The sequence below is a fragment of the Pseudochrobactrum asaccharolyticum genome (assembly GCF_003314995.1).
Taxonomy (GTDB): domain Bacteria; phylum Pseudomonadota; class Alphaproteobacteria; order Rhizobiales; family Rhizobiaceae; genus Pseudochrobactrum; species Pseudochrobactrum asaccharolyticum.
Genome location: NZ_QNRH01000004.1, coordinates 188,762 through 203,027 on the forward strand (window position 1 = coordinate 188,762; position 14,266 = coordinate 203,027).

Consider the following 14,266-nt stretch of genomic DNA (forward strand, 5'->3'; position numbering starts at 1 on the left):
TCGGAAAACCGTCTCAGCAAAAGCTAATGTCTCCTGTTATACCACATACAGATCCGTTTGCTGGCTACTCTTATTGCTCAATGCTCAGTTTGTAGCCGATGCCGCGCACAGTTTGCAGCCAGATCGGGTTGGCAGGGTCAACTTCGATTTTACGGCGCAGGCGGTTGATCTGCACATCAATTGTCCGTTCACCAACTTCGCCGTCCTGACCGGTCAGCTCATGGCGCGGCACGGTTTCACCGGCACGTTCCGCGAAGATCGTCATAATATCCTGTTCACGATCCGTCAGTTTAATAACTTCGCCGCCCTGTTTGAGTTCCTTGCGCGGAATAGAAAATGTGTAAGGGCCGAAAACAATCTGCTCGATAATATGCTGTGTTGGTTGCGCGCCACGGCGCAGAATATTATTGATGCGCAGCGTCAGCTCGCGCGGATCAAACGGCTTGGAGAGATAGTCATCTGCACCGGCTTCAAGGCCGTTAATACGGCTGTCGGTTTCCGATAATGCTGTCAGCATCAGAATTGGTACAGATTTTTTCTCGCGCAGCGAGCGAGTAAGTTCCACACCGCTTTCGCCTGGCATCATGACGTCGAGGACGATCAGATCAAAATCAATGCCTTCCAGCTTGCGGCGGGCTTCCTGTGCATTGGCGGCCATCGTCACACGATAGCCGGTGGTGCTCAGATATTGCGACAGCAGGCTGCGGATACGGGTATCATCATCAACCACCAGCAGGTGCGGTGCATCGTCGGACAGAATTGTGTCTTCGCTGGTCATTGGTTTTACCCTTTCAGTACAGAGCTTTTGATGCCTTTAAACAGGCGTGAAGCCAGTCATCTCATTCTTTATTGCTAGTCTTTACCTGCGTGTTTGGTTCGCGGATATACACACTATGTGAATGATGGCTGTTTATATTTACCGGTTCAGTTTGATTGGTTGATAGGAAGGCTGTCGATCTGATCGCGCTGGTCACTGTTGACCATGGCTTTCAGGAAATTCTGGATGATACGTTTTTCGGTGACATTGCTTTCAGCCAGTGCCGCGGCAATGCGGTTTGACTGCGGCTGCGTGAGTGACAGAATAAGCTCGCGGCCGGAAGTGGTCGGATAAAGCTCTCTCTGACGGCGGTCTGCTTCGCCTGTCAGCTGAATAATATGGCCGTTATCGACAAGTTGTTTGAGAACGCGTGCGAGGCTCTGTTTGGTGATTTTCAGCACATCCAGCAATTCGGCAACGCTCATGCCGGGTTTGCGGTTGACGAAATAGAGAACACGGTGATGCGCGCGGCCAAACCCCATGGTTTCGAGCTGTTTGTCGGGGTCAGCTGTAAAATCACGATAGGAGAAAAACAGGAGCTCAATGATGCCCAGATCGTTGACCTCATCTTCTGACAGGGCTGAACGAATAGTTGTATCATTGGTATTGAAGCGCACGTTGGTCTCCGGTTGGTTTATAAAATGCTGTCTGTTTCTCTATCAGCGCTTTCTCCGTGCGGATAGAATATCAGTATCTTACCCTCAATTATCTGCTTTAGTGTTATTTATAGCAACATCGGTTACAGGAAATGCAGCATTTTATCTGATTTATCAGTGAAGGGGTATGCGTTAGCCGATTGTTCAATTTGACAGGTAATTATTATAAGAATTGACAGGCTTCTATTTCTTGGCATCATCAGCAAGTCAAAGTGTTTTACTTTGATGTGAAACAATATTTGGGGTGACAATTATGGATGCGATAGTACCTATTCTCGTGCAGTTGGTCGCCGGTGCTGTTGGCGGTAATCTTGCCGGCGCAATTAAAAATCTTAGTCTTGGTACAACAGGTAACACGATTGCCGGTGGTATTGGTGGTCTGATCCTGAGTCAGCTACTGCCAATGCTGACAGGTGGCGGTGTTGATTCCGCGCTGAACGGTATTGTCGGTCAGTTAATCGGCGGCGGTGCCGGTGGTGCTGTGCTGACGGCTGTTGTCGGCCTGATTAAGAATAGCATGTCTAAAGCCTGAGTGATTGCTCAGGTCTGAGCTGATAACTGACAGGATGTTTTGTCCTGTCAGCCGCTGCAATTTTATTTTAATAAGTCTATATAAAGGGTAGCTTCGGCTATCCTTTTTTGTTTGCGCAGTAGTGCAGCAAGAGAAGATGGCCTGTTCGGACAAATTAATCGGGTGAGAAATGAGCCAGCTTCAGGCAATTATAATTGCGGTAACGCCGTTCCGGCAGAATTGTACCATTCTTTTTGACAAGGATACTAAAGCAGGTGTTGTTGTTGATCCGGGCGGGGATGTTGATGCGATCAAAGAAGTGATTGAGAACAATCAGTTGAAGATTGAAGCAATCTGGATCACCCATGGCCATGTGGATCATATTGGTGCCGCTGCCGATCTGCGCGATGCTTTACAGGTGCCGATTATCGGCTCGCAGGAAGAAGATGCATTTCTCTATGATAATGTGGAATCATCAGCGGCCAAATATGGCTTAGGCAGCGGCTATCGTAATTTTCAGCCGGATCGCTGGTTGAAAGAAGGTGATGTTTTAGAAGTCGCCGGAGAGAAGTTTGAAGTTCTGCATTGTCCGGGTCATTCGCCGGGGCATGTGGTCTTTATCAATAAGGCCATGCACTTTGCTATTGTCGGCGATGTTCTGTTCAACGGCTCGGTCGGGCGTACGGATTTGCCGGGTGGCGATCATGAAACGCTGATCCGCTCGATTAAAGAAAAACTGCTGCCGCTGGGTGATGAATACAGCTTTATCTGTGGTCACGGCGCAGGCAGCCGCTTTGGGGATGAACGGCGCGGTAATCCGTTTTTGGTCGGATAAGCCTTCGCGTTATAGTAATAAAAAACCGCCGGATAATCCGGCGGTTTCTGTATTCAAGGTGTGTTGCTTATTTTACGACACAGAAGTGATCACGGCTGTCATAGCCCCGGAATGTGCCGGTCTGTGCATTGAATGAACGGTATTTCTGCGAACACCAATTATACCATTCACGTGTCCATGGCTGGTAGGAGCCGCCATAATTATTACCGTAGTTTCCGCGTGCCGGCTGCGCAGGGTAGTAGTTGCGTGGCGGCGGCGGTGGTGCGTTATAAATCGGTTCGCGGTAGACCGGCTGTGGCTGCGGCTGAGACATTGCACCGGCAATAATAGCACCGGCTGCAAGACCGAGAACGCCTGCGGCAATAGCATTGTTGCGGTCACGGCGACGATCACGACGATCCCAGTCTCTGTCACGGTTGCGCCAGCCATTATCATGATGCCAGCCGCCGTTATTCCAGCCACCGCCGTGGCGGCGTCCCCAGCCATCAGCGGCTGCGACTGAGAGATTGCCGGCAGCTGTAGCAAAAGCGAGACCTGCGATCAGGGTGGTCTTAGCCAGTTTGTTCATCATAATCTTTGCCTCCTTACGAAGCTATGCATTCAGCTCTGTCGGCATTTTGCCGTTTGGTCTTCTCTGATCTGCGGGCTGTTGAGCTGCTGACCGGATGTTGACCTATCATTAAAGCAGGGCACATGAATGCTTGCTGAACAAGAAATAGGGGTAATGTTCAGCTTTTCAAAGAGGTTTGTCTTTCACATTTGGTAACGAAAAAACATGAATCGGATTGCATTGCGGATCGGGCGGGAAATATGCAGGTAATAAAAAACCCCGGCATAACCGGGGTTTCTGTGTAGAAGCACTGACTGCATAACGGCTTAGTGAGTTTGCTCACTAAGTGATCGTATATGCTGCGCGTGTTTCTTATTCAGTGATGCTGATATCAACTGCTTTAGGGCCTTTGCCGCGACGATCCGGTTCAGTTTCGTAAGAAACTTTCTGGTTGTCGGCGAGATTTGTCAAACCTGAAGCCTGAACAGCAGAGATATGAACAAAGATATCTGGTCCGCCATTATCCGGTTTAATAAAGCCAAAGCCTTTTTCACCATTAAAGAATTTGACTATGCCGGTCTGTGCCATGGGATACGTTCCTTTTCCTTGGCGCCGTTAAGGTTTTATCCAAAACGGAATTTTTCGAACCGCTATGCGCACCACACGCCCAGCGGTAGGGGTATGCAGGCAGTTATCGAAATCAGGAAAGGAGCCGATCATTGTCAGTTGCCTGACCCGGAGCTTGTAGCGGTTCCGGCGCGCCGTTCTTCCAGTCTTCCATTGTTCGCCAAATGCCCGAACAATTTCAGACTGATCTATTGAAAGATATTTGGCAAGCAAATTTTTGTTAAAGGGGTGTTTTTTCTTTGCCAAGTTGGTTCATAATAAAGGAACAATAGTCATAAAGTCAAAGATACTTCATTAAAAAGCATAATAAGATAAAATAAGTTGTATTTAGTTTTATAAGCCTCAGCAAAATGAGCATGCAATGTAGTTCAATGTACTAAAGAAAGTGAAAACCACTTAAATTTTTCACTATTTTGCGTCAAAAATATACAAAAAACGTATTTTGCATTAGAGAGGGCGCCCTTTCCACTGCCGGATATGATTTTTCAGTGCTGCTTTTTCGTAAAAAATGCCCGTCCTTGAGATATGTCTCTGTCAGAGAGGCGAAATAATATTTCGTTTGTGACGGTCTTGTCAGGCGACTGAATATTTACGTTCACGTTATTCCCGTTATCCAATGGGAGGTGGTTCCAGAAAAATGGAACCTTTGCTTAAATGCCCTGAATTTATCGGTTTTTGCGAATAATGCACGAGCCGCCACTGATTCTGATCTGTTGGCAGAGTGCATCTGCCGACTGACGGTTATTCGCGCCAAGGCGGGCAACATAAATCCCTCTTTTACCCATCGGGCTGCGGACGCGGGAAATATAGACTTCACGTCCGGCAAACAGTATCGGATTTTGTTTACGCAACCGGTTCCACTGCGCACTGACTGCACTTTGCCGGAAGTTTCCGGCAACCTGTACCGCCCAAGGGAACGGATTCAGGCGTGCCATTGGTATTGAACGGGTCTGCATGATTGGCAGCAACTGACAGGCCTGCTCAAAGGGCAGTTTTTCATCCAGTGGTGTGTCGGTTAGTTCCTGTCCGGTACTGAAATGATCCACGCTTTTGCCGGTAATTGAAAGAACGTAATTTTCCGTTTCCAGCGGCAGGAAGCCGCCATTCTTAATCCAGTTCGACAGGCGCGTGGGGCCTGCATTATAGGCGGCGGCGGCCAGCCCCCAATTGCCGAAACTGCCATGCAGGTCTTTGAGGAAGGACGCAGAAGCGGGAAGTGCCAGTTCAATGTTGAAAGCATCTGTCAGGCCGCGTTCTTTGGCTGTGTAGGGCATGAATTGCGCAATACCCTGTGCGCCGACAGGGCTGACCGCCAGATGATCAAAGCGGCTTTCTTTCCAGATCAGACGTGCGAAGAAGTTTGGCGGAATGCCGTGCTTGTCTGCTGCACTGGCAATCAGGCCGCAAATTTGTGCAATATCAGGTTTTTCAGATTTCGCACCAGCTTCTTTTGCCGGTGCGGTCTCTTTGCTTTCTGTTTCAGACTGAGCAAAAGCAACCGGCAGGTTGTAGGCCGGAAAAGACAACAGCAATGCAGCAAGTATACCGGCAGGAAGACGCATAAAATGACCCTGTCAGAGCGTATCCTGATTATTCTGAAACGGTTTCAGGCAGGATAGATGTTAAGCAAAATATGAAGAACGCATTTCCGGTTCGGGCAGAACCATTGGATATGCTCTATCTTTTTTACGCGCATTTATTCCAAAAATTGCTTCATAGGTTTCGGAATGCGTTTGAGCTTTCATGCGTTCTTCGCTGTTTACTGTCAATATACAGGAGTGACAGGAGTTCTGCCGCTTTTTACAGGAGGTTATTTTCCTGGCCGTCCTGTCTTTCCTGAGCGTCGGGTTTTACGTTTTACATCCACCGGATCTTCATAGGAACCTGCACCGGCACGGTGTCTCCGGATCGGGGCAGGGTCGTCTTCTCTCTGTGGCCCGAGTGGTTTTGCCATATCCGTACCGGGCCCCATATTGTCGAGCGATGGTTTTTTGAACAGCGATGGCGAAGGCGAGGTTCTGCCACCACCACGTGATGGCCGTTCAAGCGACATTTCCGCTTCGCGCGCCAGAGGGTCATCGGCAATTGCCAGTTCTTTTTCACGCAGACGTTTGATTTCGTCGCGCAGTCTTGCCGCTGTTTCAAAGTCGAGATCAGCCGCGGCATCACGCATTTTCTTCTCAAGGTGCTCAAGATGTGCGCCGAGATTATTGCCGACCATGCCGCCTTGTTCCGCAAAGCCGCTGATGTCAGCACGGACATGATCTCGCTCATAAACGGAGTTGAGAATATCCGAGATATTCTTGCGCACCGAGGCCGGTGTAATGCCATGTTCTGTATTGTAGGCAACTTGCTTTTCGCGACGACGGCTTGTCTCGCTCATTGCGCGTTCCATCGAGCCGGTGATTTTGTCGGCATAGAGGATGACCCGACCGTCGACGTTTCGCGCCGCACGGCCAATTGTCTGTACCAGAGAGGTTTCCGAGCGCAGGAAGCCTTCTTTATCGGCATCAAGAATCGCGACGAAGCCGCATTCCGGAATGTCCAGACCCTCGCGCAGCAAGTTGATGCCGATGAGAACGTCAAATGTGCCAAGGCGCAGATCGCGGATAATTTCGATACGTTCCAGCGTATCAATATCCGAGTGCATATAACGGACACGCACGCCTTGTTCGTGCAGATATTCGGTGAGGTCTTCTGCCATGCGCTTGGTCAGCACTGTTACCAGTGAGCGGTAGCCGTTTTTCGCTGTTTCGCGGATTTCACCCAGCACATCATCAACCTGTGAGCGGGCAGAGCGCACTTCCACTGGCGGGTCGATCAGACCTGTCGGGCGGATCAGCTGTTCAGCGAAGACACCGCCGGATTGCTCCATCTCCCATTTGCCGGGGGTCGCCGATACCGCAACGGTTTGCGGGCGCATTGCGTCCCATTCTTCAAAGCGCAGTGGGCGGTTGTCCATGCAGGAGGGCAGGCGGAAGCCATATTCCGCAAGCGTTGCCTTGCGACGGAAGTCGCCGCGATACATGCCGCCGATCTGCGGCACGGTAACGTGACTTTCATCGATGAAAACCAGAGCATTGTCAGGGATATATTCAAACAAAGTCGGAGGCGGTTCACCCGGCTGACGGCCGGTGAGATAACGTGAATAGTTTTCAATACCGGCGCAGGAGCCGGTTGCTTCAAGCATTTCCAGATCGAAGGTCGTACGCTGGTCAAGACGCTGGGCTTCGAGCAGACGTCCGGCATTGTTCAGCTCGACGAGACGATGTTTCAGCTCTTCTTTGATGGACTTGATCGCCTGATTGAGTGTCGGGCGTGGTGTTACATAGTGCGAATTCGCATAGATTTTGACCGATTTGAGATCGCCGGTTTTCTGACCGGTCAGCGGATCAAATTCGGTGATGGTCTCAATCTCATCGCCAAACAGCGAGATGCGCCATGCACGGTCTTCCAAGTGGGCAGGGAACAGTTCAATCGTATCGCCGCGCACACGGAAGGAGCCGCGCACGAAATTGATATCCTGTCGTTTATATTGCTGTGCCACCAGATCGGCGAGCAGCTGACGCTGATCAAGACGGTCGCCGATCTTCATCTCAAAGGTCATCGCCGTATAGGTTTCGACCGAACCGATACCGTAAATACAGGAGACCGAGGCTACGATAATTACATCATCGCGTTCCAGCAGCGAGCGGGTGGCGGAGTGGCGCATCCGGTCGATTTCTTCATTGATCGAGGATTCTTTCTCGATGAAGGTATCGGAGCGCGGCACATAGGCTTCCGGCTGATAATAGTCATAGTAAGAGACAAAATATTCGACCGCATTGTTCGGGAAGAAGCTTTTGAACTCGCCGTAAAGCTGGGCTGCCAGTGTTTTATTCGGTGCGAGGATCAGAGCAGGGCGCTGGGTGCGTTCAATAATATTGGCAACGGTAAAGGTCTTACCTGAACCGGTGACACCAAGCAAAACCTGTGTCTGATCATTATTCTCAATACCTTCCACCAGATCGGCAATGGCCGTCGGCTGGTCACCGGAAGGGGTATATTCGGTTTCCATTTTAATCTGGATGCCGCCTTCGGATTTCGCGGGGCGTTCCGGCCGGTGCGGTGTCCAGAGCTTACCGTTCTTGAACAGCGGGTTGCCGGACTCAATCAGAGCCGAGAGCGCCTCAACCGTTGCTGTTGCACCGCTGGACGGCATATTGGCGGCATCTTCCATGGTGATGTCCATGCCGGAAACCGGATTGAGACCAGCTGCAACGCGCTCTTTCAGCGTGGCGGCTTTGGCTCTGGAAGACGGTGTTTTTTTTGTTTCTGTCTTTTTTGCTGCCGGTTTTTTAGTCGCTGGTGCGGAAGGCATAGCTTCCGGCTGTTCCGCCATTTCACTGATCATACGTGACCAGTCGCCAACTGAAGAGGAAAGCGGGATACCGGAAAATTCTGCCTGAGGCGCTTCGCCGAAACCTGAGTCGTGCGAAGGCGCGTTCAGATCCTCAGGTTTTTGCGATGACTTATCTTTTTTGGACATGTCAGAACTCTCTCGGCGGGCAGAAACGGAAGTCAGGGTGCTCAGATATACCGAATATAGGCATATAAGTATAGAACGAAAAGGGTACGTGTAGTTTGATACGCAATTTTATAAAATGAAAAACGCCGCAGATTGGTCTGCGGCGTTTTGGTTATGATCAACTGACTGCGCAAATCTTATCTGCGATGACTTGGACGTCCCGAGTTGGAATTGTGCGGACGGTTGTTGTGGTTACCGTTCCAGCCTGGCTGCGAAGGTTTCGGGCGGTGATTATTGTTCCAGCCTGAATGTGGCGGGCGCGGATGGGATGGTCTTGGACGGTAGTGATTATTATTTGGCCGGTAATGCGGGCGATCATAATAATCATGCTTGTTATTCTTGCTGATTGCAGAGCCGATCACGACACCGGCGATCAGCGGAATACCGATCATTGCAGCATTGCTGCTGAAATTATTGTTGCTGTAATTACCGGCGGATCCCTGACGCACGGCCAGATAATTGGAAGCAGCCCAGCCGAAACGACCGGCATAGCTGACCTGACACCAGCCATAGCCGCTGGTGCAGCCGCTGACATCGACCGGAGCGCCATTCGGGATAGAGCCGATAACAGGGTAATTGGTGCCCGGACCAGTACGCAGATTCAGATTGGTGGTAACAATCGCATTGGCTGCCTGTGCGGCAGTGGCCGAAAGCAGAGCCACGGCAATGATCGCCGACTTGATAACCCGTTTCATTTTGATCTCCTCGTAAACTTGCTGTTTTTATTGTGCAGAGCGCAAAACAGTGTGCTTTTTTGAAAAAATATACGGGCTTATGTGAATGTAGCCTGAATGCACATTGTTTTAGTATAATGCTTTGCTGTTACAGGAGAAATAAATATTGTAAAATATAGTTACTTTGCAGAGCTTCTTTGATCATCATCCCCTTCAGATAAGTGTGAAGGGGATGATGTAATTGTGGTGGTTATTATTGCTGGAAACCGCTGGCTGCTGCTGTGAGAATACGCCCCGGCAAATAAATGACCATAGAGGCGGCATCGGCAACGACATTTGTACCGTCTGCCAGCATTGCCTGACCGGAGGTTTGGCCTTCACCTTTCAGTGTGTCAAAGGACAGGCTGCCATCGCTGACCAAAGTCATCAGGGTCGGCGAGGAGGCAAAGACACTATGGTCGCCGCCATCTACCTTGCTGGCATCGAGAACAGCAATGCCGTATTTCTGCAATGTTGCAATGCCTGTGCCGTCGCCGACGCGGGCATGACCACCTGTAATGCGCCCTGAAATATTCAGGGCGCTGTCGTTACGGGAAACCATAACGCCCATCGGCGGCAACGGTTTGACATCCTTGACCTGATTTTCAAACACATTCAGGTCGATATCCGGTGCGGCGAGCAGGACATTGGTCAGGCGGTTCAGCGTGCGCTGTTCTTCATTGAGCGACAGCGTGCGCAGTGCTTCCATCGTCACAAAGCTGCCCATGGAATGACCAACCAGCAGAATACGTTTGGCTTTGGTTTTCGCAGCCAGTTTCAGCAGTTCTGCCAGTCCGTCGCGGGCAAAGTTCGCACTGTCGCGATCATACACATAAAGGCCAAGCGATGCGGCTGACGGCCATGCATAATGAACGGTCACGGATTTCAGGCCGTAGTCATGGGTAAACTGTGCGGCACGGAAAGTACTGTCCGCGAAATTATTGTTGTAGCCATGCACAAAGATCAGTAATTCCTGATCTTTGGGACCGCGCTGATCCAGCGCCTGATTAAGCTGATTTACAAAGACATTACCATTGTCGAAGTTTTGCATGCTGACAGCAGCAAAGTGTTTGGCCGGATCAGGTTTATAACCGGTTTTCTCGACGACGCCTTTCACATGCGCTTTCGGTATGCCGACATCAACGCGGGCGAAGTTGAGGTGGTCCGAGCGCTTGGAGTTGAACGGCAATGAGAAATCATTGCTGTGCTCGCGGCTTGTTGCAACAAACACAGGCACAACAGCAGCGGGTTGGGCCGGTTTTACAATGGCAGCATTACCTGCGGCAATCGATGCAGGGCTGGAATTAGGACCATGCCAGAGAACGGCACGGTTGCCTGTGCAGCCACTGAGTATAATGGATACGAATGCCAGAAACAAAATACGAGTCATTCGCTGCTTTATCCTTACCGGTAATTGGGGTCTGAAAACACGAATAGTAATATATAAGGGCATCCCCGTAGTGAAAGGGATGCTCACTGTTCTAAAAGCAGTAATTGAGGGCTCTGGCAATCCGTTAAAAGGCAGTACACAGCCATTTGAAAGGCCGGCGTGTCTTTTAGATCATATCATATTTTTCTAAAATATTAGAGCGCCGTGTGCCAAATTTGGCACTCAAAGGTCGCTCTAACACTTTAAAATCAGAGCATAATTTTACCTTAAACTGATCCAAGTTTACGGAATTATGCTCTAGTTGATATGTTCTGCAGAAGCCGTTTTTGTGTGTGCGGATTTGCGAAAGCGTAGTCGCGGCACGATTTCCACCATCATCATGGACAGGAAAATCAGAGCGCAGCCTGCAAGGCCGATTGTCGGCAGGCGTTCGCCTAAAATGATAGCGCCGAAAAGTGCGGCAAACAGAGCTTCTGAAGACAGAAAAATCGCGGCCTGGGGGGCGCTGGTGTAACGTGTACCAATTGCTTGCAGTGTAAAAGCAACGCCGGACGAGAATATACCGGTAAACAGAATTTCTGGTGCTGCGGCCTGAACGGCACTCCATTCGATCTGTTCAAAAATCATCGCGGCGATAAGACCTGCAATGGCGACAACGCTAAACTGGATGCAGGCCATTGTGATTGGTCTGCCGATCCGCAGGGCGTAGCGGGCAATAAACAGACCTTGCAAAGCCCAGAAAAATGCACCGGCGATCATCAGCCAGTCACCTTGCCTGAAACCATCCAGTGAGCCGCCGGATAGCAGGAAAATGCCGGTCAGGCTGAAAACGGCTGACACCCAGACCACAGGATGCGGCCAGTGTGAGAAGAGTAGTACCCCTAAAAGCGGAACCAGCACCACATAAAGACCGGTCAAGAAGCCTGCATTGGTGACAGAAGTGGTGAGCAGGCCGGTTTGCTGCAGAACCATGCCGGAGAATAGCATGGTGCCGAGGATTGCAAAAGCTTTGTAATCGGAGGTGCTGAGCGGTTTGGTTGCCCGCGCTTTTTCCCGCAGGGCAAAGGGCAAAACGGCGGCGGTCGCCACGATAAAACGCAGGCCGATAAAGGTCAGCGGGCCGATATTGTCCATCGCCGTGGACTGGGCAACAAAGCCAAGCCCCCAGATCAGGCCGGCAAAAAGAAGCAGCAAATTAGCACGTGTCTGGGTCATCAAAGGCCTGCGGTATACAGAAAATCGCAAATAATGTTTCAGCTTTGTTGGTCAGTGCTTGCAAAAGCGCTGCTGTCTGCCTGCCGGAAAATGAAAATTCTGCTTTTTATTATAAGGCAGAGTTCAATAGATATCCGGCCGAAACGTTCAGGATTACGGGCAGAAGCGCGGCCACTATGCTGTATTATTGCAGGAAAGCAAGGTGTATTTCAGCTGAGAATACAGTGTGATGACGTATTAACAAATTGATTCTCATGCTCATCTCAGCAGTTTTTCCTGCCTGATCTCATTTATAATACTTAATACTGAAGTCTTGTTGATTATCTGATGCCTTTTATGATAATCTTCTTATGTAAATATTCTTGGAGACTTTGAGTAAAAAAGATCAGTTTTTTTAAACTTTTGTTGCAGAAAAACTTGTGAAGAGGTTGGCAGCGTCCGACTTTTTCACAAGTTTTTTGACGATGCTTTTTACTCTTTCTTTTTGCTTGCAAAGCTGGCACGATAACCCAAATAGGTGATGAATGGTGAACGGTTCCGAGGCACTGCTTCGGCGACCGTTTTATTTTTGAGTCTTGAGGGTAATCTCCGGCCGGAAATGGGGCGGAATACTCTTGGTTTTTGTTTCTGCATATTCGCAGCCTGTAGCTGCGGGATGGTTAAGCGCGATTTCAAGTCGCGCATCAGGCATGAGAAAGGACAGGGCATGGAAAAGTTCCCTATGACACAGGCTGGCTTCGATCAGCTGAAAGAGGAACTGCGCTGGCGTCAGCAGGAGGAGCGTCCGCGCATTATCGAAGCGATTTCGGAAGCGCGCGCGCATGGCGATCTCTCTGAAAATGCCGAATATCATGCAGCGAAAGAAGCGCAGAGCCATAATGAAGGCCGCATCGGCGAAGTGGAAGATTATATCGCCCGCGCCGAAGTGATTGATGTTGCTAAACTGTCCGGCACGACGATTAAATTCGGCGCGACAGTAACGCTGATCGATGAAGACAGCGAAGAAGAGCGTATCTATCAGATCGTTGGCGATCAGGAAGCGGATGTTAAAAAAGGCCGTATTTCGATCTCGTCACCGATTGCGCGTGCTTTGATTGGCAAAAGTGCAGGTGATACTGTAGAATTCAATGCGCCGGGCGGTGCCCGTTCCTATGAAATTCTTGGTATGAGATTTATTTAACCGGTGCGTGTACCTCTGACCGATACAGATATTCTGGCTCCTAATTTTAAAAAACGCCTCTCCGGCGTCACCTCGACGATTGTCCAGCTGGTGCCGGTGCAGCGTAAAATGGGGATCAGAATTGCAGCTGTCGGGAGGGGTTTGCCGGATGATCTACCACATGTGAATTTGCGCGACCTGACCGGTTTGTGGCGTAAGCCTTCATCCGGTAAGAAATTCCGCATTTGGCATGCCCGCCGCAATGTTGAAATGCTTGCGGGCATTGTCATGCGCGATGTGCTGCGTATGAAGCTGAAAGTGATTTTCACTTCAGCTTCACAGCGCCGCCATAAGAAATTCACCAAATGGCTGATCCGTCGTATGGACGGCGTTCTGGCAACCAGTGGCCGTACCGCGAGCTATCTGGAAGTGCCGAATACTGTGAGCATGCACGGCATTGATCTGGAGCAATTTCATCCGCCGCGCAGCGAACAGGATCGTTTTGCTGCAAGTGGTTTGCCAGGCAAATATGCCATTGGCTGTTTCGGACGTGTACGTCACCAGAAGGGCACAGACCTTTTTGTTGATGCGATGATCGAGCTGCTGCCGCGCTATCCGGACTGGACTGCGGTGGTGGCAGGGCGTGCTACGGCTGAGCATGTCGGCTTTGAAAAAGAATTACAGGAAAAGGTACGTAAAGCCGGTTTGGCAGAGCGTATTGTTTTCTTAGGCGAGGTGCCGTTTGTGAGTAGCGATCCGCAGGCGGATAGCATCAGCTCATGGTATCGCCGTCTGGATGTTTATGTTGCGCCGTCGCGTACTGAAGGTTTTGGCCTGACGCCGCTGGAGGCTATGGCTTCTGAAACGGCTGTTGTGACCAGCGATGCCGGTGCTTATCCTGAAATCGTGATTGAAGGTGAAACCGGATATGTTGTACCGTCGGGCGCAACCATGGTGCCTGCGATTGAAAACTATCTGCGCGATCCTGAACTCGCCGCCAAACATTCTGCGGCGGGTTTACAGCGCGTACGGGAGTTTTTTCCGCTGGATCGGGAGGCGAAGACAATCGGCGCCTTTTACGAGCGCATTTTCGAGCAAAAATAAATAAAGCCGGTTTTCACCGGCTTTTTTCATGTTTAGTGCAATCTGTAACTACAACGGTTCCGGTTAAAACTGAAACGTTGGAGCCGCTGTAACTATTTGTTTTTACGCATTGTCTGACGCAA

General features: G+C 50.2%; 15 protein-coding genes. 4 read left to right on the forward strand and 11 right to left on the reverse strand.

The features are described from left to right. Positions 1-70 precede the first annotated feature (70 nt). Positions 71-778 (reverse strand): response regulator, encoded by a 708-nt coding sequence (locus tag DFR47_RS12070; protein WP_113944674.1) that lies wholly within the window; start codon positions 776-778, stop codon positions 71-73. Positions 779-924: 146 nt separating this feature from the next. Beyond that, positions 925-1,434, reverse strand: coding sequence for a MarR family winged helix-turn-helix transcriptional regulator (locus DFR47_RS12075; RefSeq protein ID WP_170137494.1), 510 nt, complete (start codon positions 1,432-1,434; stop codon positions 925-927). 292 nt (positions 1,435-1,726) lie between these two features. On the opposite strand from DFR47_RS12075, the gene DFR47_RS12080 reads away from it, so the two are divergent. Both DFR47_RS12080 and DFR47_RS12085 read left to right on the forward strand, forming a co-directional pair. Next, complete coding sequence (locus tag DFR47_RS12080; protein ID WP_113944676.1) at positions 1,727-2,005, forward strand: hypothetical protein; 279 nt, start codon at positions 1,727-1,729, stop codon at positions 2,003-2,005. Positions 2,006-2,174: 169 nt separating this feature from the next. Continuing rightward, positions 2,175-2,819, forward strand: coding sequence for an MBL fold metallo-hydrolase (locus DFR47_RS12085; RefSeq protein WP_113944677.1), 645 nt, complete (start codon positions 2,175-2,177; stop codon positions 2,817-2,819). Positions 2,820-2,886: 67 nt separating this feature from the next. Here the strand turns inward: DFR47_RS12085 and DFR47_RS12090 are convergent, their stop codons facing one another. The 9 genes from DFR47_RS12090 to DFR47_RS12120 form a co-directional block, all read right to left on the reverse strand. Next, positions 2,887-3,387 (reverse strand): BA14K family protein, encoded by a 501-nt coding sequence (locus tag DFR47_RS12090; protein WP_113944995.1) that lies wholly within the window; start codon positions 3,385-3,387, stop codon positions 2,887-2,889. Between the two features lie 354 nt (positions 3,388-3,741). Continuing rightward, positions 3,742-3,957 carry a cold-shock protein gene (locus DFR47_RS12095; RefSeq protein ID WP_113944678.1) on the reverse strand — a complete coding sequence of 72 codons (216 nt, stop codon included), beginning with the start codon at positions 3,955-3,957 and terminating at the stop codon, positions 3,742-3,744. A 27-nt stretch (positions 3,958-3,984) separates the two neighbouring features. Beyond that, the gene (locus DFR47_RS21565; protein ID WP_147245544.1) at positions 3,985-4,242 is read right to left on the reverse strand and encodes a hypothetical protein; all 258 of its coding nucleotides are present in this window, start codon (positions 4,240-4,242) and stop codon (positions 3,985-3,987) included. Between the two features lie 419 nt (positions 4,243-4,661). Then, positions 4,662-5,558 carry a lytic transglycosylase domain-containing protein gene (locus DFR47_RS12100; RefSeq protein ID WP_113944679.1) on the reverse strand — a complete coding sequence of 299 codons (897 nt, stop codon included), beginning with the start codon at positions 5,556-5,558 and terminating at the stop codon, positions 4,662-4,664. A 60-nt stretch (positions 5,559-5,618) separates the two neighbouring features. Next, positions 5,619-5,741 carry a hypothetical protein gene (locus DFR47_RS22230; RefSeq protein ID WP_281011633.1) on the reverse strand — a complete coding sequence of 41 codons (123 nt, stop codon included), beginning with the start codon at positions 5,739-5,741 and terminating at the stop codon, positions 5,619-5,621. A 65-nt stretch (positions 5,742-5,806) separates the two neighbouring features. Then, positions 5,807-8,524 (reverse strand): excinuclease ABC subunit UvrB, encoded by a 2,718-nt coding sequence (gene uvrB, locus DFR47_RS12105; protein ID WP_113944680.1) that lies wholly within the window; start codon positions 8,522-8,524, stop codon positions 5,807-5,809. A 176-nt stretch (positions 8,525-8,700) separates the two neighbouring features. Then, entirely contained in the window at positions 8,701-9,258 is a 558-nt protein-coding gene (locus DFR47_RS12110) for an SH3 domain-containing protein (RefSeq protein ID WP_113944681.1), read from the reverse strand. Between the two features lie 232 nt (positions 9,259-9,490). Next, a complete protein-coding gene (locus DFR47_RS12115) occupies positions 9,491-10,666 on the reverse strand; it encodes an alpha/beta hydrolase (RefSeq protein WP_113944682.1) in 1,176 nt (391 codons plus the stop codon). A 297-nt stretch (positions 10,667-10,963) separates the two neighbouring features. Continuing rightward, positions 10,964-11,881, reverse strand: a complete 918-nt coding sequence (locus tag DFR47_RS12120) for a DMT family transporter (RefSeq protein WP_113944683.1) — start codon at positions 11,879-11,881, stop codon at positions 10,964-10,966. Positions 11,882-12,587: 706 nt separating this feature from the next. Here DFR47_RS12120 and greA point away from each other — a divergent pair. Both greA and DFR47_RS12130 read left to right on the forward strand, forming a co-directional pair. Next, entirely contained in the window at positions 12,588-13,061 is a 474-nt protein-coding gene (gene greA, locus DFR47_RS12125; RefSeq protein WP_113944684.1) for a transcription elongation factor GreA, read from the forward strand. Between the two features lie 3 nt (positions 13,062-13,064). Continuing rightward, positions 13,065-14,144 (forward strand): glycosyltransferase family 4 protein, encoded by a 1,080-nt coding sequence (locus DFR47_RS12130; protein ID WP_113944685.1) that lies wholly within the window; start codon positions 13,065-13,067, stop codon positions 14,142-14,144. Positions 14,145-14,266 lie beyond the last annotated feature (122 nt).

Coding starts and splice junctions, on each gene's coding strand:
- DFR47_RS12085 (WP_113944677.1), top strand. CDS start 2,175: ATGAGCCAGCTTCAGGCAATTATAATTGCGGTAACGCCGTTCCGGCAG.
- DFR47_RS12120 (WP_113944683.1), bottom strand. CDS start 11,881: ATGACCCAGACACGTGCTAATTTGCTGCTTCTTTTTGCCGGCCTGATC.
- greA (WP_113944684.1), top strand. CDS start 12,588: ATGGAAAAGTTCCCTATGACACAGGCTGGCTTCGATCAGCTGAAAGAG.
- DFR47_RS12110 (WP_113944681.1), bottom strand. CDS start 9,258: ATGAAACGGGTTATCAAGTCGGCGATCATTGCCGTGGCTCTGCTTTCG.
- DFR47_RS12100 (WP_113944679.1), bottom strand. CDS start 5,558: ATGCGTCTTCCTGCCGGTATACTTGCTGCATTGCTGTTGTCTTTTCCG.
- DFR47_RS12095 (WP_113944678.1), bottom strand. CDS start 3,957: ATGGCACAGACCGGCATAGTCAAATTCTTTAATGGTGAAAAAGGCTTT.
- DFR47_RS12090 (WP_113944995.1), bottom strand. CDS start 3,387: ATGAACAAACTGGCTAAGACCACCCTGATCGCAGGTCTCGCTTTTGCT.
- DFR47_RS22230 (WP_281011633.1), bottom strand. CDS start 5,741: ATGAAAGCTCAAACGCATTCCGAAACCTATGAAGCAATTTTTGGAATA.
- DFR47_RS12080 (WP_113944676.1), top strand. CDS start 1,727: ATGGATGCGATAGTACCTATTCTCGTGCAGTTGGTCGCCGGTGCTGTT.
- DFR47_RS12070 (WP_113944674.1), bottom strand. CDS start 778: ATGACCAGCGAAGACACAATTCTGTCCGACGATGCACCGCACCTGCTG.
- DFR47_RS12115 (WP_113944682.1), bottom strand. CDS start 10,666: ATGACTCGTATTTTGTTTCTGGCATTCGTATCCATTATACTCAGTGGC.
- uvrB (WP_113944680.1), bottom strand. CDS start 8,524: ATGTCCAAAAAAGATAAGTCATCGCAAAAACCTGAGGATCTGAACGCG.